17 protein-coding genes are annotated in these 23,985 nt (G+C 62.1%); 8 read left to right on the top strand and 9 right to left on the bottom strand.

The features are described from left to right. Nucleotides 1-167: 167 nt before the first annotated feature. From BEN48_RS10835 to BEN48_RS10820, 5 genes are all read right to left on the bottom strand, one after another. Complete coding sequence (locus BEN48_RS10835; protein WP_070734766.1) at nucleotides 168-1,769, bottom strand: CocE/NonD family hydrolase; 1,602 nt, start codon at nucleotides 1,767-1,769, stop codon at nucleotides 168-170. After that, on the bottom strand, nucleotides 1,676-2,101 hold the full coding sequence (locus BEN48_RS19775) for a hypothetical protein (RefSeq protein ID WP_241502243.1): 426 nt from the start codon (nucleotides 2,099-2,101) through the stop codon (nucleotides 1,676-1,678). The genes BEN48_RS10835 and BEN48_RS19775 overlap by 94 nt, the downstream gene beginning before the upstream one ends. 107 nt (nucleotides 2,102-2,208) lie before the next feature. Continuing rightward, a complete protein-coding gene (locus tag BEN48_RS10830; protein ID WP_070734764.1) occupies nucleotides 2,209-2,886 on the bottom strand; it encodes a phosphatase PAP2 family protein in 678 nt (225 codons plus the stop codon). Nucleotides 2,887-3,083: 197 nt separating this feature from the next. Further along, nucleotides 3,084-4,463: an aspartate kinase gene (locus BEN48_RS10825; RefSeq protein ID WP_070734762.1), complete on the bottom strand. Its 1,380-nt coding sequence runs from the start codon at nucleotides 4,461-4,463 to the stop codon at nucleotides 3,084-3,086. Between the two features lie 215 nt (nucleotides 4,464-4,678). Then, on the bottom strand, nucleotides 4,679-7,279 hold the full coding sequence (locus BEN48_RS10820) for a PIG-L family deacetylase (protein ID WP_070734760.1): 2,601 nt from the start codon (nucleotides 7,277-7,279) through the stop codon (nucleotides 4,679-4,681). Nucleotides 7,280-7,509: 230 nt separating this feature from the next. Here BEN48_RS10820 and BEN48_RS10815 point away from each other — a divergent pair, with 230 nt between their 5' ends. Both BEN48_RS10815 and BEN48_RS10810 read left to right on the top strand, forming a co-directional pair. Continuing rightward, nucleotides 7,510-8,112 (top strand): hypothetical protein, encoded by a 603-nt coding sequence (locus BEN48_RS10815; protein WP_070734759.1) that lies wholly within the window; start codon nucleotides 7,510-7,512, stop codon nucleotides 8,110-8,112. A gap of 172 nt (nucleotides 8,113-8,284) precedes the next feature. Next, a complete protein-coding gene (locus BEN48_RS10810; protein WP_241502242.1) occupies nucleotides 8,285-10,012 on the top strand; it encodes a S8 family peptidase in 1,728 nt (575 codons plus the stop codon). 149 nt (nucleotides 10,013-10,161) lie between these two features. Here BEN48_RS10810 and BEN48_RS10805 read toward each other — a convergent pair whose 3' ends face one another. Continuing rightward, nucleotides 10,162-10,965, bottom strand: coding sequence for an SDR family oxidoreductase (locus BEN48_RS10805; RefSeq protein WP_070734757.1), 804 nt, complete (start codon nucleotides 10,963-10,965; stop codon nucleotides 10,162-10,164). 270 nt (nucleotides 10,966-11,235) lie between these two features. Between BEN48_RS10805 and BEN48_RS20105 the strand changes: the two genes are divergently transcribed. The 6 genes from BEN48_RS20105 to BEN48_RS10775 all read left to right on the top strand — a co-directional run bounded on the left by BEN48_RS20105 (nucleotide 11,236) and on the right by BEN48_RS10775 (nucleotide 21,517). After that, the gene (locus BEN48_RS20105; RefSeq protein WP_083320974.1) at nucleotides 11,236-13,506 is read left to right on the top strand and encodes a GEVED domain-containing protein; all 2,271 of its coding nucleotides are present in this window, start codon (nucleotides 11,236-11,238) and stop codon (nucleotides 13,504-13,506) included. Nucleotides 13,507-13,624: 118 nt separating this feature from the next. Then, entirely contained in the window at nucleotides 13,625-17,848 is a 4,224-nt protein-coding gene (locus BEN48_RS10795) for a gliding motility-associated C-terminal domain-containing protein (RefSeq protein ID WP_083320973.1), read from the top strand. 200 nt (nucleotides 17,849-18,048) lie between these two features. Further along, complete coding sequence (gene rlmD, locus BEN48_RS10790) at nucleotides 18,049-19,461, top strand: 23S rRNA (uracil(1939)-C(5))-methyltransferase RlmD (RefSeq protein WP_070734751.1); 1,413 nt, start codon at nucleotides 18,049-18,051, stop codon at nucleotides 19,459-19,461. A 21-nt stretch (nucleotides 19,462-19,482) separates the two neighbouring features. After that, nucleotides 19,483-19,959: a hypothetical protein gene (locus BEN48_RS10785; RefSeq protein ID WP_070734749.1), complete on the top strand. Its 477-nt coding sequence runs from the start codon at nucleotides 19,483-19,485 to the stop codon at nucleotides 19,957-19,959. Between the two features lie 7 nt (nucleotides 19,960-19,966). Further along, nucleotides 19,967-20,341, top strand: a complete 375-nt coding sequence (locus BEN48_RS10780; RefSeq protein WP_070728946.1) for a hypothetical protein — start codon at nucleotides 19,967-19,969, stop codon at nucleotides 20,339-20,341. Between the two features lie 225 nt (nucleotides 20,342-20,566). Then, a complete protein-coding gene (locus BEN48_RS10775) occupies nucleotides 20,567-21,517 on the top strand; it encodes a hypothetical protein (RefSeq protein WP_070734746.1) in 951 nt (316 codons plus the stop codon). A 158-nt stretch (nucleotides 21,518-21,675) separates the two neighbouring features. Here BEN48_RS10775 and BEN48_RS10770 read toward each other — a convergent pair whose 3' ends face one another. From BEN48_RS10770 to thiL, 3 genes are all read right to left on the bottom strand, one after another. Further along, nucleotides 21,676-22,128, bottom strand: coding sequence for a YybH family protein (locus tag BEN48_RS10770; protein ID WP_070734744.1), 453 nt, complete (start codon nucleotides 22,126-22,128; stop codon nucleotides 21,676-21,678). Nucleotides 22,129-22,252: 124 nt separating this feature from the next. Then, entirely contained in the window at nucleotides 22,253-22,777 is a 525-nt protein-coding gene (locus tag BEN48_RS10765) for a YMGG-like glycine zipper-containing protein (protein WP_070734907.1), read from the bottom strand. 137 nt (nucleotides 22,778-22,914) lie between these two features. Beyond that, the gene (thiL, locus tag BEN48_RS10760) at nucleotides 22,915-23,943 is read right to left on the bottom strand and encodes a thiamine-phosphate kinase (protein WP_070734742.1); all 1,029 of its coding nucleotides are present in this window, start codon (nucleotides 23,941-23,943) and stop codon (nucleotides 22,915-22,917) included. Nucleotides 23,944-23,985 lie beyond the last annotated feature (42 nt).

The following is a 23,985-nucleotide window of genomic DNA, read 5'->3' as shown; positions in this document are numbered from 1 at the left end:
TCCTGAGCTTGCGAAGGACCTTCTCATCGCAGAACGATTTGTTCTGACCTGATAAGATGCTTCCTTCGTCAGCATGACTTAAAGCGCGGTAGAGATGCTCCGGCTGCGCGGACGCCAGATGCGCATGACGTTCTGCTAGCCTCCAAAAAAGGCGTTGCCAGCTCTGTCTACAGCACCTTTACCACCAGCTTGGAGGCGCTGGCGGGCGAATGGTACAGGCGGTGCGTGGCTATTTGAAAGTCATTTTCCTCGGCCTGGTAGATGTTGTCGATGTACTTCTGGGGGTTGCGGTCGACGAGGGGGAACCAGGTGCTTTGCACCTGCACCATGAGGCGGTGGCCTTTCTTGAAGGTGTGCATGAGGTCCTGCACGGTGAAGGGCACGGGCGTGACCTGGCCGGGCGTAAACGGCTCGGGCTTGGCGAAGCTGTTGCGGAAACGGCCACGCATCACCTCGGAACGCACCATTTGCTGGTAGCCGCCGAGGCGCACGCCGGGCTTGGTGCGGGGGTTGTCGGGGGTGTCGTTGGGGTACACGTCGATGATTTTCACCACCCAGTCGGCGTCGGAGCCGGTGGTGGCCACTTGCAGCAGCGCCTGGATGGGGCCGGCCAGGGTGAGGTCGTCGGTGAGCACGTCGGTCTGGTAGGTGAGCACGTCGGGGCGGCGGCTGGCGAAGCGCTGGTCGTCGGTCATGTACTCGCGCGACATGCCCACGGTGGTGGTTTCGGTGAAGGGCACGGGGTGGGCCGGGTCGCTCAGAAACTGGTCGAACTCGGAGCCGCTGGCGGGCTGCTCGAAGCTGATTTTGCCGTTGGGCTGGAAGTACATGGTGCGGTCCTGCGCGGCTTTGGGCGGCCAGGCATCGAAGGTGCGCCACTGGTTGGTGCCGCTCTCAAAAACGTAGGCCTCGGCCAGCTTGGCGGCGGCGGTGGGCTTGGGGTCTTTGAGGTAGGATTTAAAGAAGGGGGCTTCCACGTTTTCCTGGTACCAGTAGGACGGCGAGGGGCCGTAGGCCACGTTGCCGAGCATCTCGCCGGTGCCGCGGGCCCAGCCGCCGTGTATCCAGGGGCCCATCACGAGGCGGTTGGCAATGCGGGGGTTCTGCTTTTCGATGCTCTCGTAGGTTTTCAGGGCGCCAAACAGGTCTTCGGCGTCGTTGAAACCGCCCACGGTGAGCACGGCGGCTTTGATGTTTTTGAGGCGCGGCCGCAGGTTGCGGGCTTCCCAGAAGGCGTCGTAGTTGGGGTGCTGGGTCAGCTCATTCCAGAAGCCCACCTGGCCTTTGTAGTAGTTGGCATCGGCGTTTTTCAACGAGCCCATGCGCAGGAAAAAGTCGTAGCCATCGGGGGTGCCGTGCTGAAAGGCCGGGTTTTTAGCGGCCGTGGGCTGGGGGCGCGGCAGGCCGAAGCTGGCCATGAAGTTGAAGGCGTGGGGCAGGAAAAACGCGCCGTTGTGGTGGAAATCGTCCCAAAACCAGTCGGCGATAGGCGCCTGGGGCGAGGCGGCTTTCAGAGCCGGGTGGCCGCTGAGCAGGCCGGTGGAGGTGTAGAAGCCGGGGTAGGAAATGCCCCACTGGCCCACGCGGCCGTTATTTTTGGGCCCTTTCTTCACCAGATACTCAATGGTATCGAAGGTGTCGGTGCTCTCGTCGAAGTCGGTTTTGCTAGCGTACTTCACCTTCTGCGGCCGCATGTCCACGAACTGGCCTTCGGACATGTAGCGCCCGCGCACGTCCTGAAACGCGAAGATGTAGCCCTCGTGCAGCATGGTGCTGCTGGGGCTGATGTTGGTTTTGAACCGGCCGGCCCGTACGGCCCAACGGAATAGGGCGTGCGGTTGAGCATGATGGGGTAGCGCACTTGGTCGGCATCCTTGGGCGCGTACACAATGGTGTAGAGCTTGGTGCCGTCGCGCATCGGTATCTGATATTCCGTCTTCACGTAGCGCTCGTGAATGTAGGCGGTATCGGCCACGGCGCGGGCGGCGGCGGCGGCATCGGTGACGGCCACCGGGGCGGGCAGGGTTTGGGCGGTGGCGCCCGTGGCCAGCAGCAGGCCCAGCAGCGCAACGGCGGCGGAGCAGTAAACAGGTTTTCTCATGCAGAATGAAGCCTATGAACCACCACGCGCGGCCGCGACGAAGGTAGCAGCAGTACCGCAGACTGCCAATTCGCGGCGAGTACTGCTGCAGGGGGCGTGCGGTGGGGCTACTCAGCGGCGTTCACCGCATCAATGGGCGCCGTTTCGGCACTAGCCGCGCGGGTGGGCCCCAGCAGGCCAAACAGGAAGGTGAACGCAACGACCAGCCACACCGAAAACCAGACGTCCGAGAGGTAGTGCATTCCCAGCACCAGCCGTCCTACTAAAATCAGCGCGGGCAGCACCAGCAGCGGCACCCGCCACCTGGGAAAAGCCACGGCCAATGGCATAAACAGACTGAAATAAACGGCCACGTGACTGGAAGGAAACGAGTCGTTATACGGGCCGGCTGCCCAGAGACCGGTACCGGAATAGCCGGTGGTAAAAAGCACGTCGGGCCGCAGACGGTGCACCACCCCTTTTAGCAAATTGGCGCTGACTTGGCTAGCAATGTGGGTGAGCAGCACGATTAGCAACACCGTGGCCCAGCGCTGCCGCAGCCCCCAGCGCCCCACCCCAAACCCCAGCAACAACAGCACCCACAAGGCGGGAAACCCGAAAAGCTGAATTCGCACCACGGCATCATAGCCAGCATCGACCAGGTTGGTGTAGGCTATAAAAAAAGGGACAGCGCCGGCCAGGTATCGATGAAAGAAAAACGCCAGCGGCTGGTCAAGAAACAGAATGAGCAGCACGCAAGCCGGCAGCGACACCGCCGTGAAGGCTAGAAACTGGCGAAGCGTCATGGCAGCAGCAGTGGCTTGATGTAAGGAACTGGAGTGAATTTCAAGTTATAGTAAGGGCTTCACGCTGATTGCCCTTCTACCGCCTCGTCTGTCATCCTGAGCAGAGCGAAGGACCTTCTCAAGCTGGAACAAATCGTTCGGCGGCGCCAAGATGCTTCGCAAGCTCAGCATGACAGAAAGTGGAGCTTACTGCTTCTTTACATGCCTAGCGCCGCGTTCAGCGCCACGATGGCGGGCTGGTACTCTTCGCGGCCTACGATGAACTGAATGTTCACTTTGCGCAACGCGAAGCCGGCGCTACGGATGTTGATGCCGGCCTCGGCGAGGGCGCCGGCGGCGCGGGCCAGCAGGCCGGGCTCGTCGATATTGGAGCCGATGAGGCAGACCAGGGCGGCTTCTTCGATGGTGACTTTTTCGTATTTGGCGTTCAGGGCTTCCAGCAGCGGGGGGTGCAGGTCTTTCTGCCAGATGAGCAGGGTGATGCTGTTGGCGCTGGTGGCCTTGAAAATGTAGCTCACATCGAGGTCAAAAAACACCTGCATGAGGTGCAGGTCGAAGCCGGCGGTGCCCACCATCAGCGGGTCGTGAATGTCGATGAGCACCACTTTGTCGGTGCCGGTGATGACTTCGATGTGCTTGCGGGGCGACACGAAGTCGCGGGTGATGAGCGTGCCGGGGTGCTCGGGCTCGAAGGTGTTTTTGATGCGCAGGTCGATGGCGTTTATCTCCAGCGGCTTCGAGGCTTTGGGGTGGATGGCCTCCATGCCCACGTCGGCGAGCTGGTCGGCCACGTCGTAGTTGGTGAAGCCCACCGGGCGGCACTTCTCCAGACCCACCAGGTTGGGGTCGGCGGAGCAAAGGTGGTATTCTTTGTGAATGATGGCCTCGCCCGGCCGCACCGCCACGGCAATTTTGCTGAAGGTGACCTCCGAATAGCCGCGGTCGAACTCCCGCATAATGCCCTCGGTGCCCTTGGTGTAGCCGGTGGCCACGCAGATGGTAGTGGCGAAATCGATGCCCGCGAAAGCCTGCTCAATTCGCTCGTCAATGGTCAGGGCCCGCGCATCCTCAAAGCCGCTGAGGTCGATTAACGTGGCGTTTACGCCCCGGTTTTGCAGGATATTCACGGAGTTGAACGCCGAATGGGCCTCCCCTATCGAGGCCAGGATTTCGCGGGCGGCCTGCAGGATGTTGGTGCTGTTCACGTAGCCCGAGGCCAGCACGTTGGTGAGGCTTTCGAGGTAGGTCTGGGCCTGGTCGATGCGCTGCTGGATGAAGGCATCGGCCACGGACAGGTCGAGGCCCAGCGGCTCGTAGTCTTTGTTCAACTCTTGGAGTTTACTCGCCACTTCCTGCAGCGCCGCCGCAAATTCCTGGCCTTGGGTGATGCGGTGGTAAACGCCGGGGGCGCCGGTTTTCTTGTTTTCGAGTAGCCAGTTGGTGACGTTGGCGTAAGCGGAGACCACGAAAATGCGGTTGTATAGCTCCTGGCCCTGGCGGTTGTGGAAGATGATGTTCTGGAGGACATCGGCGAAGGCGGTCATGGAAGTGCCGCCGATTTTTTCTACTGTGAGCATGTGCGTACCCCACCCCCCGCCCCCCTCCCCGGTGGGGAGGGGGAGCCGAGTAGGTGCAGATGTGGGTGATGATGATTTTACCTACAAAAGAACGTCATGCCGAGCGGAGCCGAGGCATCTCGCGCGGGGCAGCAAAGCAATCGTTTTTCGGTTTTGATTACTGCTGCACGCGAGATGCCTCGGCTCCGCTCGGCATGACGTTCTGTTAGCCGCTGCTACTGCGCGGGCTCCTTCCCATAGGAAATCATGTTCGTAATAAGGCGGAACGCGCCGGGCACGCCCGCGGGCAGCTCGCGAAACAGCGAAAGGCCCGTGTAGATGTAGTGGCCCTTGCCGTAGTCGGCCACCAGGATGGCGCTTTCCTTGGCCTTCTCGCCGGGGTCGCTGCTGCTGATGACGGTTTGGTACTTGGGGTCCCAGGAGCTGGGGTAGTACAGGCCCTGCTCCTGCACCCAGCCGGTGAAGTCCTGCGCGGTGATTTTATTGGGGGCGGCCAGGAGCGGGTGTTTTGAGAGCGTGACGGGGGCGTCTTCCACGGTCACCCGGTCGCTGCTTAGCTTCAGGGCGTACGGGCCGATTTCGGGCATCACCGTGCCGCGGGCCACCACGTACTGCACCACCACGTTGCCGCCCTGCTCGATGTACTTGAGGATTTCGGGCTGCTGGGTTTTGAGGCGGTCGATGGTATTGTAGGCGCGCACGCCCACCACCAGGGCATCGTATTGCTTGAGGTTGGGCGCGGTGAGGTCCTGGGGTTCGAGCAGGGTCACGTTGTAGCCGATTTGGCGCAGGGCGTCGGGCACTTCGTCGCCGGCACCCATGAGGTAGGCCACGTTCTGGCCGCGGCGCTTCAACTCCAGCTTCACGAGCGGGGCCACGGCTTCGGGAAACAGCGTTTGGGTGGGGATGTGGGGGTAGATGATTTGCTGGATGCCGCGGCTGTAGGCCTGGCCGTCGACGGTGGCCACGGCGCGCAGCTCGGCTTTGCCGGGGGCGGCGCCGGGACCGGGCTGCACGCGGAACTCCACGGTTTGCTCGGCGTCTTTGGTGGCGAGGGCGAAGGACTGGCGGGCGGGGGTGCTGGTCCAGCCGGGGGGCAGGGTGAGGGCCAGCGTGCCGGCCACGCCCGCACGGCCGGCCTTGAGGGTCACGGGCACGGTCTTGGGCTGGGCATCGGCGAAAACGTAGGCGCGGGCGGCTGGCAGGTTCACGGCCACGGGCGGCACCACGGCCAGCGGCTGGTACAGCTCGCCCAGCACCGGGTCGGTGTGCTTGTATAGCACGGGTACAAGAAATTGGAATTCAGTTGCTGCACTAAGTTCACCTTTCGAACCCTTGCCAGCGGTGTTTTTATCCAGCGAATTCAATTTGATTGTGCAAACGAGCGTAGTAGCTGGCTGATTTTCAGCCTGACCACGCTGAAGCTGGCTAGGAACGGAATACATACCAATCGTTCCTAGTTCAGTCAACCAATATGGGGCTGTAATTGACTTGTTATAGGTGCTGGCATTGGGCGTATTCGGTTCGCAGCACGATTGCAGATTCAGAATTACTGGTTTGCCTGAGACCAATTGCCGATTTAAGATTGAATCATTGCCAGCCCTCCCATCGAAGTTAATTTTCCGTAATTCAATCAAATAGTTTGACCGATTAATTGCTTCCAAAGCAACCTTGACTCTTTGGTCACCCACTACAGAAGATTGTAGCGCGGTAGCATCCAATCGCAAGCCCAAGCACTGTTTAATCATTTCATCCAGTTCAGAAGCCTTCTGACTTTTCCAAACCATTCCATCAGCGGAGGGAAAAGCGTTTTTAGAAAGATATTCCCGCACCTTCAGCAGCCCCGCCACGCTGGCACTGGGGTTGCTCGCGTCATACTTGCGAATTACCTCCTCGATTAGCTTGCCCACGGCCGCGCCGCCGGGCACCCGGTTCCAGGTCTGGTCCACGCCTTCGAACAGGTCTTTGGTGGCCTTGTCGCCTTTCAGTTGCTGGAAATACTCCAGCGCCTCGCCCCGCTGGGCGGCCGAGCCGAAGCCCTGGCTGCGGTGGTTGCTGCGGCTGCGGGCCGCGATTTCGCCGTAGCTCTGGCCCAGCAGGGGGTTGTAGCCGCCGGCGTCGAGCTTGAGGAAGCCGTCCATCTTGTCGCCGGGCTTCACGAAGAAGCTGCCGGAGTTCCAGAACAGGCGCTTGGGTTGCCAGGCCTGCACGTATTGGAGCTGCTCGGGGAAGCGCTTGGGGTCGCCGGCCGCGTCGAAGGCTTCGGCGGCGAGGATGGCGCTGGCGGTGTGGTGGCCGTGGCCGCCGCGGCCATCGGTGGGGAAACGGGTGATGAGCACGTCGGGCCGGCGCTGGCGGATAACCCACACCATGTCGGCCAGCACCTGCTCCTTATCCCAGATGCGGAAGGTTTCCTCCGGCGTTTTCGAGAAGCCGAAGTCGTTGGCGCGGGTGAAGAACTGCCGGCCGCCGTCGGTGCGCCGTGCCGCCAGCAGCTCCTGCGTGCGAATCACGCCCAGGCCCTCGCGCAGCTCGGGGCCGACGAGGTTCTGGCCGCCGTCGCCGCGGGTGCAGCTCAGGTAGCCGGTTTCGAGCAGGCGCTCATTGGCCAGGTAGGCAATGAGGCGGGTATTTTCGTCGTCGGGGTGGGCGGCGATGTAGAGCACCGAGCCGAGGACGTTGAGCTTTTTGAGGCCCAGCAGGATTTCGGAAGACGAGTAGGTTTTGGGCGTTTGCGCCTTAAGGTCAGTTAACAGGGAGCCGTTAACAGTGAGCAGTAGCAGGGCCGCGACGAGCGGGCGGAGTGAACGAATCATGCGGGAGAAACCGGTTTTGGAGCCGTGAAGTTAACGCCTGCCCGGTCCGACCGCCCTAGGCGGGCCGACCGGTTGCAGGTAGAACGACGGGGGGCCGGCTGGCTGACGGATGACCGGAGGGGGGCTGGTTTGGAAATTGGCTATATTTCGTCGGGTATCTATCTTGCTTCCTCTTACTTCAACCGGTCGGACCGCCTAGGGCGGTCGGACCGGGCGGTTTAGCCCTCGGTATGCACTACGAATCTGATTCGCTTTACCATGTCTACAATCGGGGTAATAACGGAGAGCAACTGTTTTTTGAGCCGGCGCACTACCATCATTTTTTGCGGCTTTTTCGGCAGCATATGGCGCCGTTTGTTCACGTGGTGGCGTATTGTTTGATGCCGAACCATTTCCATTTTATACTGCTCACAACAGCTGAGGGCACCGCAGCGGACGAAACCACTAGCAGCGTGCGGCAGCCAATGGTGCGCGGAATCGCCAAGCTGCTCAGTGCCTACAGCCAGGGGCTGAACCAGCAGTTGGGCCGGCGAGGCGCTTTGTTTCAACCCAAAACCAAGGGCAAGCAGCTCGACAGTCCATTTTGTGAGGCAGCGTACCCACTGCTCTGCTTCCAGTATATGCACCAAAACCCAGTTCGGGCGGGGTTGGCGGGTGAGCTGGCCGACTGGCCCTATTCCTCGTACCGGGACTACGCTAACTTGCGCAAGGGCACTCTTTGCGACCTGTCGCTGGGCAGAAAGGTGTTGGGGCTGCCGGAGGCGGTATCAGATTTTGTTGTTGAATCGCTCGGCATGGTTGACCCGGCGCTGGTGCGGGGAAGGTGGGTTTGAGCCAAGGGTGCTGTTCTTATTGCATCCGGTCGGAAACTTTAACCAGTCGGGCCGGTGGGCGGCGCGCAACATCCTCTTAGGATGCGCGTTTTTAGCTGCACTGAACTTCATTTGCGGATAGTTTGGTTTTACCACTTACCCTGGCTGCTTTTACGCGGCCTTTTCCCGATTTATGACGCTATACCTTTCTCGCGTGTCGCTGCCGGTGTTGCTGGCCGCTACGCTTCTTTCTTCGTGTGCCCGCCGCCCCCAGGCCAGCACGGCCGCGGGCTCTACTACCATTAGCACCCCGGTTCCTGCGCCGGCGGTGGCCACCACGCCGGGGGTAATGTCGACGCCGCCCAAACCGGCTCCGGTGGGCGACCTCAGCTCCTCGCAGTGGTATTTGAAAGACCCGCGGCTGGACAAGGTGCCCGGCGTAGCCGCCACCCGCACCTACGGCGAGCTGCTGAAAAACCTCACGCCCCAGCCCGTAATCGTGGCCGTTATCGACTCGGGCATCGACACGGCGCACGTCGACCTCAAGTCCGTGCTGTGGCGGAATGTCCGGGAAATACCCGGCAACGGCATCGACGACGACAAGAACGGCTACATCGACGACGTGCACGGCTGGAACTTCCTGGGCGGCACCGACGGCCGCAACGTGAACGCCGAAACCCTGGAAATGACGCGCATCGTGGCCGCCGGCCGCCAGCGCTTCAAAGGCAAAACCGCCGCTACTGTGAAGCCCGCTGAAAAAGCGGATTTTGCGCTCTATCAGAAAGCCGAAAAGGCCTACACCAGACGCGTGAAGGACGAAACCGAGCGCAGCCAGCAGCTGGAGGGCATGACCGAGCCCATCACGCAGATGATAGCGGGCATGAAGCAGGCCCTGGGCACTACCACGCTGGACACCACCGCCCTGCGCAACGCCAAAACTGACGACCCCAACCTGAAGCGCGCCATCGCAGGCATGCTGGACATGATGACCCAGACCGGCGCCTCTGACGCCGACGCCCTGCTCAAGGAGCTGAAAGATGGTGCCAAGCAGGAGCGCAGCCTGCTGGAGAACTCGTTAAACCTGGACTTTAACCCGCGGGCCGACATTGTGAAGGACAACCCCAACGACCTGACCGAGCGCTATTACGGCAACAACGACATTCAGGGCCCCGACCCCATGCACGGCACCCACGTGTCGGGCATCATCGGGGCGGTGCGGGCCAACAACCTCGGCGTGATGGGCCTCGCGCCCGACCTGGTGCGCATTATGACGGTGCGGGCCGTGCCCGACGGTGACGAGCGCGACAAGGACATTGCCAACGCCATTCGCTACGCCGTGGACAACGGCGCGCACATTATCAACATGAGCTTTGGCAAGGAATTTTCGCCTCAGCGCGAGGTGGTGGAAGCCGCCTTTAAGTACGCGGCCGGCAAAAATGTGCTGCTGGTGCACGCCGCCGGCAACGAAGGCGCCAACCTCGACGTGACCGGCAACTACCCGGCCTCGTTCTATATCGACAAAACCGCCGTGCCGAACCTGCTCACCGTGGGCGCTTCCGGTCCGCGCGACAACTCTCAGCTCACCGCCAACTTCTCGAACTACAGCAAAAAAGCCGTGGACGTGTTCGCGCCCGGCGTGGCCATTTTCAGCACCCTGCCCGGCAGCACGTTTGGCAACGAAAGCGGCACCAGCATGGCCTCGCCCGTCACGGCCGGCGTGGCGGCGGTGCTCAAAGCCTACTTCCCCAAGCTCACTGCGGCTGATTTGAAGCGCATCATCATGCAGTCGGCCCAGGTGCACCGCACCAAAGTGCAGCTGCCCGGCTCCGATAAGGAAGTCGACTTCTCCACCCTCTCCATAACTGGTGGCGTAGTGGATATGTACGAGGCGGTGAAGCTGGCGCAGAAGATGGCGCTGTAAGAAGACGCCCTCCGGCCGAGCACCTGACAAATAGAACGTCATGCTGAGCGCAGCCGAAGCATCTCTACCGCGCAAGTAAGGAATTACTACTGCGGTAGAGATGCTTCGACAAGCTCAGCATGACGTTCTATTTTACACTCTCTTCTTTCCTACAACACCCCCTTCTCCTCTTTCCGAAAGTGATTCAGCACCAGCTTGTCCATCAAGCCGGGCATCAATTTATTCATGAAAACCGTGAATTTGCCCTGGCCCGTGAGCACCAGCGTGCGCTTGCGCTGCTGCACCGCCCGCAGGATTTCGTCGGCTACGGTTTCGCTGCTCATCATGGTGCCTTCATCACGCGGCGACTCACCTTGCGCGGCGCCATCGGCGGCTAATGCCATCTGGCGGATGTTGGAGGCCGTGAAGCCGGGCGCGGCCGTGAGCACGTGCACGCCCTGGTCGAGCAGCTCGGTGCGCAGGGCTTCGAGGAAGCCGTTCATAGCAAACTTGGAGGCCGAGTAGCCGGTGCGGCCCGGCAGGCCCCGGTAGCCGGCAATGCTGCTGATGCCCACGATGCTGCCCTTGCTGGCCAACAGGTGCGGCAACGCAAACTTGGTGGTGAAAACCGTGCCGAAGAAGTTGGTTTGCATGAGCCGCTTGATGACGTCCAGGTCAGCGTCCTGAAAGCGGGCGCGCATGCTGATGCCAGCGTTATTGATGAGCACATCGAGGCGGCCAAACCGCGTTACGGTTTCCTGTATGGCGCGCTCGGCGGCGGTTTCGTCGCCCACGTCGGCTCGCACGGCCAGGTGCGCAATGCCGGCGGCGGCCAGCGCCTGCGCGGTATCGGCCAGCTTGGCTTCGTCGCGGCCGGTGAAGGCTACCTGGTAGCCGGCTCGGCCAAAGGCCAGAGCGCACGCCCGGCCAATGCCCGACGTGCCGCCTGTAATAAGAACTGTGGAAGTTGACATGGCTGCTTAATACCCGTGGCTTCGCGCCGCAACTGTGAGCAGCATGAGAAGGGTTCGGGCAAAATTACGGCCGCTGATGGCTTTGTAGGTGCGCCGGGCTCCGCGTGCGTCCTGCCGGCCCAGGCCCAGACGCTCAACCAACCTGGCAGAAGCAGAGCCGCTCAGCGATTCGGAAAACAAAACCGGCAAACGGCCCATCCCGGCACCAGCGAGCCCCTGCCGTGCTTATATTTAGCCACTGAATTCTATTCTTTACAATTCGAATACCGTATGGCCCCATTTTTACGTTTCTGGTCCCGCTTTGCACCGGGTGTTGTGGCGGTGTTGCTGGCGGCGGGCGGGGCACCCGCGCAGGCCCAAACCGGGAGCTGCCCTGTACCCGCGGCCTGCACGCCGGGCCGAGCCAGCGACGCGCAAGCCGCGGCCTTCAACATGGGCATTCTCAACGTTACGCTGGGCAACAACCTCATCAACCGCACCTCGGTGGGCCAGGCCGAAGGCTACCAGGACCTGAGCTGCAGCACCAACGCGGCACTGGTAGTGGGCCAGAGCTACGCCATCAGCATTCGCACGGGCGCCAACAGCCCGGAAAACGTGCGGGTGTGGATAGACTACAACAACGATGGCCAATTCACGGGCACCACCGAGCTGGCTTTCAGCTCCAATAATGCCACCCTGCACACCGGCAGCATTGTGCCACCCGGCACGGCCACCGTGGGCGTGCGACTGCGCATGCGCGTGGCGGCCGATTTCAGCAACGGCACCATCCCCACGCCCTGCTCCACGCCGCAGTACTCCCAAACCGAGGACTACAGCGTGACGCTGGCCGCCAACAGCAGCGCCCCCACGGCGGCCTTCACCACCAACGGCACCACCACCTGCACCGGCTGCGTGCAGTTCACCGATACCAGCCAGAACCTGCCCACCGCCTGGCTCTGGACGTTTGGCGATGGCACCACCAGCACCGCTCAAAACCCCAGCCACTGCTACGCCGCCGCCGGCACCTACGCCGTGACGCTGCGCGCCACCAACGCGGCGGGCACGAGCACCAGCGCCGCCACCAGCATCCTGTACAACGGCGCCGTGCCCAAGGCGGCCAGCTGCTCGCCCCAAACCGTGAACTACTTTGCCAACTACGGCATCACCCGCGTTCGGCTGAATACCATCGACAACACATCGGCAGATGGCAGCGCGGGCTACGAGGACTTCACCTGCCTGCAGCGCACCGAGCTAATTGTGGGCGCGGCCTACCCGGTCACCATCACCACGGGCGGGGTCAATCCGCACGACATCCGGCTATTCCTGGACAGCAACAACGACGGCGTGCTGACGGCTGCCGAGCAGGTGTTTCAGCGCCTGAACACCCCCCCTCCCGGCGCCACCTTTAGCCTGAGCCTGCCCGCGAACACGGTGCTCAACCAGCCCCTGCGCCTGCGCGTGGTGGCCGATGCCGTGGGCAACAACCCCGGCCCGTGCACCAGCCCCGCCAACGGCCAGGTGGAAGACTACACCGTGGTGGCCCTGGCCAACACGCGGCCGCCCATAGCCGACTTCACCAGCAACTACAGCCCCGGGAACTGCGTGAACCCCGTGCAATTCACCGATGCCAGCCAGAACCTGCCCACTTCCTGGCTCTGGAATTTTGGCGATGGCACCACCAGCACCGTCCAGAACCCCACGCACACCTACGCCGGCGCGGGCTCCTACACCGTGAGCCTGACGGCCACCAATGCCTTTGGCACCAACGCCACGAGCCGGCCCGATGCGGTGGTCATCACCGTGCCCTGCCTCACCTACTGCGCTTCCAACGGCACAGGCGGCATTGGGCCGGGCGGCACGGCGCTGCCCAGCCCGCTATTCACCACTTCGGTGCAGGTGGCCAATGCGCTGCCGGCCTTTGTGAATAACACTGCGAATGCCCCCGGGGGCTACGCCGACTTTACCGGGTCGCCCATTATTGTGAACTCGGGCAGTGTGCTCAGCCTGGTCGTGGTCACCAACCTGTCCATCAGCCACCGCGTGGCGGTCTGGATTGACTTCGACCTAAACGGGGTCTTCGATTCTTCTGAACTCGTGGCTACCGGCGTGACGCCCAACAACACCAACACCTACACGGCCAGCATTGCGCTGCCCGCCCGGACCAGCGCGCTGAACACCCGGATGCGCATTTTAAGCGTGGCCAACGCCAATACGCCGTCTCCCTGCTCCGTGAACCTGCTGAACGCGGAAGTGGAGGACTACCAGTTGCGGGTGCAGCCGCTGGCCGCCCGTGCCGCCCAGGCCCTGCCCGCCCTCGGTATCTTCCCCAATCCCACGGCCGATGGCCGCGTGCGCCTGCGCCTGCCCGATGCCCGCGCGGCCGGCCCCTATGCCACTGAGGTGAAGGACGTGCTGGGCGCCACCGTGCTCCGCACCTCCCTGCGCCTGGGCCCGGCCGCCGATGCCGAGCTTGACCTGAGCGCCCTGCCCCCCGGCGTGTACGTGCTGCACCTGCGCGACGCGCAGGGCCAGACGGCCGTGCGGCGGATAGTACGCGAGTAAGGCCCTCTGCGCCTCGCCTCATTCCTGCCAGCGATTTTTTCTCCCTGCCCAACGGCTTGCTACAGTAGGCCGTTGGGCAATTGCTTCTTCATTGCTTCCCCCCTCTTTAATAGTTAGTATGTCAACATCTTTACTACGGCAGCTCCTTGGTTCATTGCTGCTGCTGGCGCTGCTGGCGGTGGGCGCGCGCCCGGCGCTGGCCTCGCACTTGCTGGGCGGCGAGATGAGCTACCGCTACCTCGACGCCAACGGCCCCGGCACCACGCCATTCCGGTACGAAGTCACGGTGACGCTGTATAGCAATGGCTTGTCGACTATCGACCCCACCGTGGCCAACCCACCGGCCAACGTAACGGTGCAGATTTATAACCGCACTTCGGGCGCGCTGGTTACCAGCTTTAGTGCTCCCCGCCAGGGCGTCCTGGGCCAGCCCATTCGGCCGGTTATTCCGGCGGGTTGCGCCGTGGTGGGCCCCAACCAGCCCTTTTACCTACTCAATTACGTGCGCACGGTGAACCTACCCGTGTCTTTTGATGGCTACTACGCGGTATTTTCGCAACAGGCCCGCAACTACACCCTCACCAACCTCAACGCGCCGCTCAACGCCGCCCAGCCCCTCACGCTGTTTGTGAGCATGGCCCCGCCGCTCATTCCCAACCGGTCGCCGGTGTTTTCGGATACGGCCGTGGCCATCGTGTGCCAGAACGACACCACCATCACGTTGAACAATGCGTTTGACGCCGATGGCGACCGGCTGGTGTACTCGTTTGGCAGCCCCTACGGCATTCGTACCAACACCACCTCCTTCCCACCACTGCCGCCGCCTGTTCCTTACCTGCCGGGCTTCAGCGTAACCAATCCCTTCGGCACAGGAGCGGGCAACTTTGCCCTCATCAACCCCAGCACGGGAGTTGCCAAGTTCGGAGCCCGCAACAACGGCCTGTACGTGGTGGCCGTGGACGTCTCGGAATACCGCACCATCAACGGGCGGGAAGTACTGATTGGCACCACGCGGCGCGATTTGCAGCTCGTTGTGTCCAGCTGCCCGCCCACGCCGCCGCCGGTGCTGCCCCCGCTGGTTACGACGCCCCGCAACTACACCATTGAAGAAGGCCAGTCGCTCAGCATACCCATTACGGCCTCGCAAGCCAGTGGCAACCCGTTGGTAATGACCGTAAACAGTGCCCTGCTCGATGGCAGCGGGCCCTTCAACACCACCTTCAACGGCAATACCGGCACCGTGCAGCCCGGCAACCTTACTGGCACGGCCACGGCCTCGGGCACCGGCACGGTCAGCGGCACGTTTGTGTTCAATTCCGTGTGCGGCAACGCCCGCGACCAGGCCTACGACCTGGGCGTGACGGTGAAAGACAACGGCTGCGGCGGCCGCCTGGCCTCCGACATTTTCCGCATCACCGTGACGCGGGCCGCCGGCCCCGATTCCATTGCCGGGCCGAATACCATCTGCGAAACGTCGGTGGCGCGCACTTATACGGCCATCGGTGCTGTGCCCGCTTCCTACAGCTGGCGGGCCGTGGGCGGCACCATCACCGGCGGGCAGGGCACCAGTGCCGTGCAGGTCACGTGGGCCAACGGCGCTACCACCGGCCAGCTGGTGCTCAAGGGCATCTCCTCGCGCGGCTGCCCCACCGATTCGGTGGTCAAGGCCATCGACATTCGCCCAATTCCGCCCCTGACCGTTACGCCCAGCGCCGCGCTTATCTGCATCGGCAGCTCTTCCACGCTCTCCGTGGCGGGCCCGGCCGGCCTTACCTACACCTGGAGCGGCGGCGGCCAGACGAGCACCGGCCCCACCCTCACCGTGACGCCCACCGCCACCACCACCTACACCGTGGTGGGCACCGATGGCACCTGCACCATCGCGGCCAGCACCACCGTCACGGTCACGCCCCTGCCCACCGCCAACGCCGGCCCTGACCGCAGCGTGTGCCCCAATGAGCCCTCGGCCCCGCTGGGCGCGCCGGCAGTGGCGGGCATCACCTACCGCTGGAGCCCGGCCGTGGGCCTCAGCAGTACCACCACCGCCCAGCCCACCGCGACGCTGCCCAACACCGGCACCACGGCGCTCACCCAGGTGTACACCCTCACCGCCACCACGGCCAACGGCTGCACCAGCACCGGCACCGTGACCGTGACGGTCAACCCTTCGCCCATTGCTGAGGCGGGTCCCGATGCGGCCGTGTGCGACCGCCAGCGCGTGACGCTGGGTGCCCCGGCCCGCGCCGGCTACACCTACAGCTGGAGCCCGGCCGCAGGCCTGAGCAGTGCCACCTCCGCCCAGCCCGTATTCACGGGCGTTAACCTCACCTCCGTGCCAATCACCGTTACCCTGACGGTGACCGTGACCTCGGCGGCAGGCTGCGTGAGCACCGATGCCGTGACCATTACCGTGAACCCGCGCCCGGCTCCGGAGGCCATCGTCGGCCCGGCTTCGGTGTGCCCCACCGTGGTGGGCCTGGCCTACTCCGTGCCCACGCCGGCCGCCACGGCCTACACCTGGCTGATAAGCGGCGGCACCATTGCCAGCGGGCAGGGCACGCCGGCCATTACCGTGAATTGGGGCGCGGCCAGCACCGGCGCCTTCCTCAAGGTGTTTCGCCGGAATGCGCAGGGCTGCTCTTCGGACACTACCACGCTGCCGGTCATCATCAACCAGCGCCTGCAAACCGTGCGGCCTACTGGCCCCGGCGATATCGCGGCGGTGGCCCCGCTGCCCCGCTCCATCTGCCAGGCCGATGGGCCTTATACGTACCGCAGCGGGGCCTTTGCCAACGGCTCCAGCTATTCCTGGGAGATAATCGGCGGCACGCAGGTGAGCACCGCGCAGAACACGGTGACCGTGAGCTGGGCCCCCGTGGCCGTGCCCACCATCGGCCGGATTGTGGTGACGGAAACCAGCAACCCCGCCGGCGGCATCTGCCGGGGCATTTCTGATACCCTCAAGGTGCTGATTAACCCCACGCCGCGCACGCTGGCCCTCGTGAGCCCGGTGCGGGTGTGCCAGACCAACGGCCCGGTGACGTTCTCCCTGCCCGGCGGCTTTGTGGGTTCTACTTATGTGTTTGAGCTCAACGGCACGGCCCTGGCGGGCACCGGCAACAGCCGTGTGCTGAGCACCCTGCCCGCGCCCGGCACCTACGCCCTCACAGTGCGCGAAACCTCCGTCAGCGGCTGCGTAGGGCCTCTTATTAGCACGCCTTTCACCGTGAATCCTACTCCGGTGGCGCCGGTCATCTCGGGCTCCGGCTTCGTGTGCAACACCGCCGCGCCCCAGAACTACGCCATTGCCAATGCCGCTCCCTCCTCCAGCTTCCAGTGGACGGTGGTGGGCGGCACCGTTACGGCCGGCGGTACCAGCAGCCAGGTAACGGTGCTCTTCAATGCCTCCGGGCCGTACTCGGTGAGCGCCGTTGAAATCACGGCCGCGCCGGCTTCCTGCGCCGGGCCAGCTGCCACGCGCACCGTTTTGCTGGATAATCCCGGCATCACGCTGCGCGCCGCTTCGGTAGATGCCGCTTCCAACAACCGCATTATCCTGACCCTGAGCGCGCCCAACAGCGCCAACACCCCCAACCCGGTGCGCGTGCTGCGCCGGGCGGCGGGCACCGGCACGTTCACTGCGGTGGGCACGGTAGCCGCCTCAGCCACCACCTTTACCGACAACAACGCTGTGGACGCGGCCGGCACTTCCTACGAATACCAGCTGGACCTGGCCAACGGCTGCACCACCTCCGTGCTCAGCACCCTGGCCCAGACCGTGCGCCTCACGGCCACCAACGCCGCCACGCCCGGCACCGGCGGCCGCGACCAGGGCAGCACCGCTCTCGCCTGGAACGCCTACGTAGGCTTCCCGGTAGCGGAATACCGCATTTTCCGGCGCATCGACGGCGGCTCGCCGGTGCTCATTAGCACCGTGCCCGCCAGCGCCCGGCAGGCCACCGTGGCCAACGGCGAGCCCGGTGCCATCACCGGCGCGGGCTTCCGGCAGGACTTCCGGGTGGTGGCCGTGAGCACGGGCACTGCTCCCCTCCTGTCCAACTCCAACGAGGCCGGCGTAGACTTTGCCAATGCCGTCAGCACCTACAACGTCATCACGCCCAACCGCGACGGCAAGAACGACGTGCTGGTCATCGACAACGTGCAGCTGTATCCCGGCAACACGTTCACGGTGTTCAACCGCTGGGGCCGGGAGGTGTACAGCACCACCAACTACCAGAACAACTGGGGCGGCGACGACAAAACCCCGGCCGGCACCTACTACTACCTCCTGAAACTGCCCAACGGCAGCAGTGTGAAGAACTGGTTCGAGGTAATCAAATAGGACCACGGATTGGCTCGGATTTTAGCGGATTTCACGGATTTTGTGGACGGCTTGGATGGTTTGGAAAAAGCCGCTCTTGTGAGCGGCTTTTTTTATGGAGTGCGGGCAACAACGGCTGGATTGGTGCGGCGGCTACAAAATCCGTGAAATCCGCTGAAATCCGAGCCAATCCGTGGTCTGGGCAGTAGTTTTGTAGTTCTATGAGCAGAGCTAAAAATATCCCCGCCGAGTTACTTCGCAACGTTAAAATTCAGGACATGGTGGCCGAAGGCAAGTGCCTCGTCCGCGTCGAGAATCTGGTCATCTTCGTGTCGCAGGTGGCCCCCGGCGATGTGGTGGACCTGCGCGTCACCAAGGCCAAGAAGAGCTTTCTGGAAGCCGTGCCGGTGAAGTTTCACGAGTATTCCAAGCTGCGTACTACGCCGTTTTGCCAGCATTTTGGCGTGTGTGGCGGCTGCAAGTGGCAGCACCTGGAGTACGATTCGCAGCTGCACTTCAAGCAGCACCAGGTCATTGACCAGCTCACCCGCATCGGCAAGGTTGAGCTGCCCGAGATTCCGTTCATCCTGTCCTCGCCGCAGCGCACGTACTACCGCAACAAGATGGAGTACACCTTCAGCGACAACGGCTGGCTGACCACCGAGCAGATAAACGACGACTCGCGCACTTATAACCGCGAGGTGCTGGGCTTCCACACGCCCACCCGTTTCGACAAGATTATCGACGTGGAACACTGCTGGCTGCAGCCCGAGCCGAGCAACGAAATCCGCCTGTTTGTGCGCGACTATGCCCACGAGCACCAGCTGCCCTTCAACAACCTCGTGCGCCAGACCGGCCTGCTCCGCAACCTCATCATCCGCATTGCCCAAACCACCGGCGAGCTGATGGTGATTCTGCAGTGCTACCACGCCGACGAGGCCATTGAGCCCCTGCTCGACGCGTTGCATGCCAAGTTCCCCGGCATCACCTCGCTCAACTACGTGCTCAACAGCAAGGGCAACGAAACCTTCCACGACCTGGAAGTGGTGACGTACAAGGGCAAGCCCTACATCGAGGAAGAAATGGAAGGCCTGCGCTTCCGCATCGGCCCCAAGTCCTTCTACCAGACCAACTCCGAAGGCGCCCACCAGCTCTACAAAGTGGCCCGCGAGTTCGCCGACCTCAAAGGCGACGAACTGGTGTACGACCTCTACACGGGCGCCGGCACCATCGCCAGCTTCGTGGCCCACCAGGCCCGCAAAGTCATCGGCGTAGAATATGTGGAGCAAGCCGTGGCCGACGCCCACGTGAACGCCGAAATCAACAACATCACCAACATGGAGTTCTACGCCGGCGACATGAAGGACATCCTCACGGCCGAGTTCACCGCCCACCACGGCCGCCCCGACGTCCTCATCACCGACCCGCCCCGCGCCGGCATGCACCCCGACGTGGTGGCACGCCTCCTGGAGCTGCGCGCCCCCCGCATCGTGTACATCAGCTGCAACCCCGCCACCCAGGCAAGGGACTTAGAGCTGCTGGACGCCGCCTACAAAGTCACCCGCGTGCAGCCGGTGGATATGTTCCCCCACACCCACCACGTGGAGAATGTGGTGGCGCTGGAGTTGAAGTAGGTGACCTAACGAGTCTGTAACATGCTCACAGTTGACAAGGAATTCATTCGTTACGAGGCCCCTCCAGTCAGTTCTACGGGCACGGTGCGCCAGGCTCCTTCTTTTATCATACCACTTTCAGACGTTAAAATCATCGGCTATGCTCCCCGAGTAATTATGGACGATGAGTCCGACTTCGTAGTTTTAGTATCTTCTAACGGCCAAATCAATTACTTCAATCTTGACGTTGTTGGTACTGCCGCCCCGCTTCTTCTTGAGGAGCATTTTGGCTATTGTATTCGTGAGCAAGTGCCAGCATATTCTTTTGAAGAAACGAATTGGCACACGTTTATTCTGTACCCCTCGACTCTTTTTGGACAAACTCTCTTTCGGAAGTGGAGTTGGTTTACACCACGAGGCTTTGTGAAAAACATGGGCAAGCATGTTGCAATGGATAATCCGATGTGGGAGCAATTGACGGATGAGGCAAGTGCGTATCTGTTAACGGTCAAAAAATAAAGATTAAATGGACTACTTCAACGACCCCGAACTCAGCGGCAAATACCTCGGCACCATCACCAAGGATTTTGTCGTCGTGTGCGATACCCTGCTCGAAGCCTCTTCCCAGATTCGCAAGGGCGACTTCAGTAAATACCCCATTTTCGTGTTTGCCAAGCAGGAAGTGCCCCTCGGTGGCCTCCTCGTAAATGCCGATGACCTGAACCTGGAATGGCATGTTTTCGCCAGCTACCTGGAGCTGTTCGTGCAGCAAGGCATCATCAGCGAAGAAGGCGTCGAAGGTTTCCAGGCCACTTACAAGGACGCCGACGAATTCTGCTGCCTCTTCGTGCTGGATAAGGAGTTCACGAAGTTCGTTTTCGTGCCGTACCCGGAAGATTAGAATAGGAAGCTACGCAACAACAAGAACGTCATGCTGAGCGCAGTCGATGCGTCTCTACTGCTCTATCTGTCATGCTGACCAAGGAAGCCATCCTATCACCGGAGAACAAATCGTTTCCCGGTGATAGGATGCTTCCTTCGTCAGCATGACAAGAGGCGCGGGATAGTTACTTCTACTCCGCTCCGCGTGACGTTCTTTGTTGTAACACCTTTACCCACAATCATTATGCGCGCGTCCCTCTCCCTACTACTTTGGGTCCCAACCTTGCTGCTGATAGGGGCGCAATGCTCCTCCGCACCCGCTGAAACGCAGGCGCAGCAAGCGGCCCCACTCCCGCCCGAATTCGGCGCGTACTGGTTTCAGGGCAAAGCCGAGCTCACCAGCTACGACCTCACCCAGGCCCGCTACGGCGAGCTGCACCAGGGTGAAGCCGTGCTGATTTTTGTGAGCGAAGACCTGTCCCGCAAGAAGCAGGTGAAGCTGGACAATCCCGCCGCCGCGGGCGCCGACCGCCTGCCCGTGCTCAAGCTGAATTTCAACAAGAAGTTCAACACCGGCATCTACCCCTACTCCATCCTCACCTCCACGTTCACGCCCCTGAACCTCGCCGCCGACCCGCACAGCCCCAAGGTGAGCATGTCGATGCAGGAATGGTGCGGCCACGTGTTCACGCAGCTCAACCTGGGCGCCAAAGAGTACCGCATCACCCAAAAGTCGTACTTCGAAAGCGAGGGCGACACCGAAACCAAAATAGACGTAGCCCTGCTCGAAGACGAGCTGTGGAACCGCATCCGCCTCAATCCGGCGGGCCTGCCCACCGGCAACATTCAGCTGGTGCCCGGCGCGGCTTATTGCCGCATGCAGCACCTGCCCTTGCATTCCGAAGCCGCTACCGCCACGCTCAGCACAGCAACGTCGGGGTCATCTGCTTCTGCTGCCCAGGTCTACACCGTAGCCTACGCCGGCACCAAGCAGCACACCCTCGCCATCCGGTTCGAAAAAGCCTTCCCACACCGCATCCTCGGCTGGGAAGAAAGCCACCTCGACGGCTTTGGTCCGGCGCCGCGCCTGCTCACCACGCGCGCCACGCAGCGGCGCAGCATCAAGCTCGACTACTGGCGCACCCACAACAACGCGGATGCTGCCTGGCGCGACTCGCTGGGCCTGTCGCGTTAGGCAAATAAAAACGGTCATGCTGAGCGCAGCCAAAGCATCTCGCGTGTGGCAGTAAACCTAACGATTGGATTACTCACCGCGAGATGCTTCGGCTCTGCTCAGCATGACCGTTAATTATGCTTCGGAGGAGTTTAGTTACTCAACCTAGCGTTCCTTAATTAGCGAGCCCGCACGGGCAGGTCTTCCAGCTGGGCGTAGCTGAGCTTCCAGGCTTTATCGGCGCCTTTTTTCCACAGGAAAATGTAGTTGCCTTCGCCTATGCCACCGGGCTGGCCGGGGGCAGGCGGCAGCACATCCACCGAAAACGTACCGGCTTCGTAGGCCATATTAGCATCGGTGGAGGAGCTCACCACGCTGGTTTTCAAGCTGCTGATAGTGGGCATTGTCTCATTCACCCATTTCTGGGATACCTCGCCTTTGCCTTTCCAGTGCACATCGCCCTGCACAAAGCTTACGTCGTCGGCCAGGTAGCCATTGATTTTACCGGAATCCTTGCTGTTCCAGGCGCCAATAAATTCCTGGTTCAGGTTCTGAATGTTCACCGCTTCGTCGGCTTTGGTGCAGGAAGTGAGCGTAGCGGCCAGGAGCAAACTATACAGGAGGGCTTTCATGATTCAAACTAAAAGGTGAAGAAAAAGTAAATGTAGCCGGTGCTAGCGCATATTGCTATACGGGCTATAATGAATAAACCCCGAGCACAAGGCCCGGGGTTTAGTAGTCAGACAACTCGGGCAACTACCAGCTCTTGCGGCGGTACTCCGAAGTAGAATAAGGGTGCGACGGGTCGCCGTAGGAGTCGTTGGGCAGGTAAGCCGAGCCCGAGGTAGCGGGCATAGGCTGCACATTGTACTCGGCGCTCGAAGCTACGAGGCTGTTCACCGGCACGGCCGTGGTCTGGATGCGGGTGGTCGTGGTGGTCTGGCGAGCATTGCTGCGGGCAATAGAGCGGCGGTACTCCGCTTCGCGGTTGGCAGCAGCCCGGTTGGCGGCCGCAATGCGAGCCCGCTCCTTCTGCTTGTTATCAATGTGCTTGCCCACACCGTAGCCAACGGCACCGCCGGCCACGCCGCCTACCACACCGCCAACGGGCCGGTTGCGCTTGTTGATGATGGCACCGGCAGCAGCCCCGCCCAGGCCACCAATTACGGCGCCTTTAGCTTGCGGGCTCCAGCCCTTGCGGTCCTGAGCTTGCACGGAGGATACGCTGAAAACGGCGCTGAGCAGCATAATCAGGCTGAGAACGAATGGGAGCTTTTTCATGATGAAGAGATTAAATTTTTTGAGAGGAATCATCCCCGTTGCAGGACAAAAGACAATTAGCGTGCCACTCCGGTTGTGTTCCTGCCCATTCTAACGGTTGTGCAGGGGCTAAGTTGAAGCCCACGCGACCAACTGGGTCAAAAACTCGTCCAACCCTGCGCCTGCAACGGTACAGCCTGTCCGGCCTTGGTCACCAGGTTGGCGCCGTCTTCCTTAGCCGTCAGGTGACCAATAATGGTGATGTCCGGATGGTTCTTCAGTTTCTCGTGGTCCGTGACCGGCACCGTAAACAGCAGTTCGTAATCCTCGCCCCCGTTCAGGGCGCAGGTCAGCGGGTCGAGGTTGAATTCGGCCGCTGCCTCCAGCGTGGGGTTGGCCAGGGGCAGGAACTCCGTGAACACCCGGGCGCCGGTGCTGCTGGCGGCGCATAAGTGCAGCACTTCCGATGCCAGCCCGTCCGAAATATCTATCATACTGGTGGGCCGGATGCCGCGTTCCCGCAGCTCGTGCACGATGTCGAGCCGGGCCTCGGGCCGGAGCTGGCGCTGCACGATGTACTCGTAGTTGGCCAGCTCGGGCTGCGTTTCGGGGTCGGCCAGGAAAGCCTGCTTTTCGCGCTCCAGCACCTGCAGGCCCAGGAAGGCCCCGCCCAGGTCGCCGGTCACGCAGAGCAGGTCGGTGGGCTGGCCGCCGCTGCGGCGCACGGCCTCGCCAGCGGGGGCTTCGCCCAGCACCGTGATGGCCAGCGTGAGCCCCCCGCGGCTGGCGGTGGTGTCGCCGCCCACCAGGTCCACGTTGTAGGCCTCGCAGGCCAGGCGCATGCCCGCGTACAGCTCCTCAATGGCCTCTACCGTGAAGCGCGGGCCCGCCGAAAGGGCCACCACCAGCTGCGTGGGCAGCGCGTTCATGGCAGCCACGTCCGACACGTTCACGGCAATGGCCTTATAGCCCAAGTGGCGCAGCGGGCAGAACGCCAGGTCAAAATGAATGCCTTCGACCAACAAATCGGTGGTCATCACCAGCTCGGTGCCGGCCGTGGGCGCAATAATGGCCGCATCGTCGCCAATGCCCAGCACCGTACCGGGCTGGCGCATGCTAATGCCTTTTTGCAGGCGGCTAATAAGGGCAAATTCGCCAATGGCAGTCAGGGGCGTCAGTTCAGACATAATTAGTGGTTAATGGTCAGTGGATAACGGTTAGTCGTTAAC

The organism is Hymenobacter glacialis, from assembly GCF_001816165.1.
Taxonomy (GTDB): domain Bacteria; phylum Bacteroidota; class Bacteroidia; order Cytophagales; family Hymenobacteraceae; genus Hymenobacter; species Hymenobacter glacialis.
Note: the sequence above shows the minus strand (reverse complement) of the source record. Positions and strands in the feature narration are given on the sequence as shown.

Bases quoted from the DNA above. Each gene is read 5' to 3' on its own strand.
- BEN48_RS10835 (WP_070734766.1), bottom strand. From the start codon at position 1,769: ATGCTGCACGAGGGCTACATCTTCGCGTTTCAGGACGTGCGCGGGCGC.
- BEN48_RS19775 (WP_241502243.1), bottom strand. From the start codon at position 2,101: ATGAGAAAACCTGTTTACTGCTCCGCCGCCGTTGCGCTGCTGGGCCTG.
- BEN48_RS10830 (WP_070734764.1), bottom strand. From the start codon at position 2,886: ATGACGCTTCGCCAGTTTCTAGCCTTCACGGCGGTGTCGCTGCCGGCT.
- BEN48_RS10825 (WP_070734762.1), bottom strand. From the start codon at position 4,463: ATGCTCACAGTAGAAAAAATCGGCGGCACTTCCATGACCGCCTTCGCC.
- BEN48_RS10820 (WP_070734760.1), bottom strand. From the start codon at position 7,279: ATGATTCGTTCACTCCGCCCGCTCGTCGCGGCCCTGCTACTGCTCACT.
- BEN48_RS10815 (WP_070734759.1), top strand. From the start codon at position 7,510: ATGCACTACGAATCTGATTCGCTTTACCATGTCTACAATCGGGGTAAT.
- BEN48_RS10810 (WP_241502242.1), top strand. From the start codon at position 8,285: ATGACGCTATACCTTTCTCGCGTGTCGCTGCCGGTGTTGCTGGCCGCT.
- BEN48_RS10805 (WP_070734757.1), bottom strand. From the start codon at position 10,965: ATGTCAACTTCCACAGTTCTTATTACAGGCGGCACGTCGGGCATTGGC.
- BEN48_RS20105 (WP_083320974.1), top strand. From the start codon at position 11,236: ATGGCCCCATTTTTACGTTTCTGGTCCCGCTTTGCACCGGGTGTTGTG.
- BEN48_RS10795 (WP_083320973.1), top strand. From the start codon at position 13,625: ATGTCAACATCTTTACTACGGCAGCTCCTTGGTTCATTGCTGCTGCTG.
- rlmD (WP_070734751.1), top strand. From the start codon at position 18,049: ATGAGCAGAGCTAAAAATATCCCCGCCGAGTTACTTCGCAACGTTAAA.
- BEN48_RS10785 (WP_070734749.1), top strand. From the start codon at position 19,483: ATGCTCACAGTTGACAAGGAATTCATTCGTTACGAGGCCCCTCCAGTC.
- BEN48_RS10780 (WP_070728946.1), top strand. From the start codon at position 19,967: ATGGACTACTTCAACGACCCCGAACTCAGCGGCAAATACCTCGGCACC.
- BEN48_RS10775 (WP_070734746.1), top strand. From the start codon at position 20,567: ATGCGCGCGTCCCTCTCCCTACTACTTTGGGTCCCAACCTTGCTGCTG.
- BEN48_RS10770 (WP_070734744.1), bottom strand. From the start codon at position 22,128: ATGAAAGCCCTCCTGTATAGTTTGCTCCTGGCCGCTACGCTCACTTCC.
- BEN48_RS10765 (WP_070734907.1), bottom strand. From the start codon at position 22,777: ATGAAAAAGCTCCCATTCGTTCTCAGCCTGATTATGCTGCTCAGCGCC.
- thiL (WP_070734742.1), bottom strand. From the start codon at position 23,943: ATGTCTGAACTGACGCCCCTGACTGCCATTGGCGAATTTGCCCTTATT.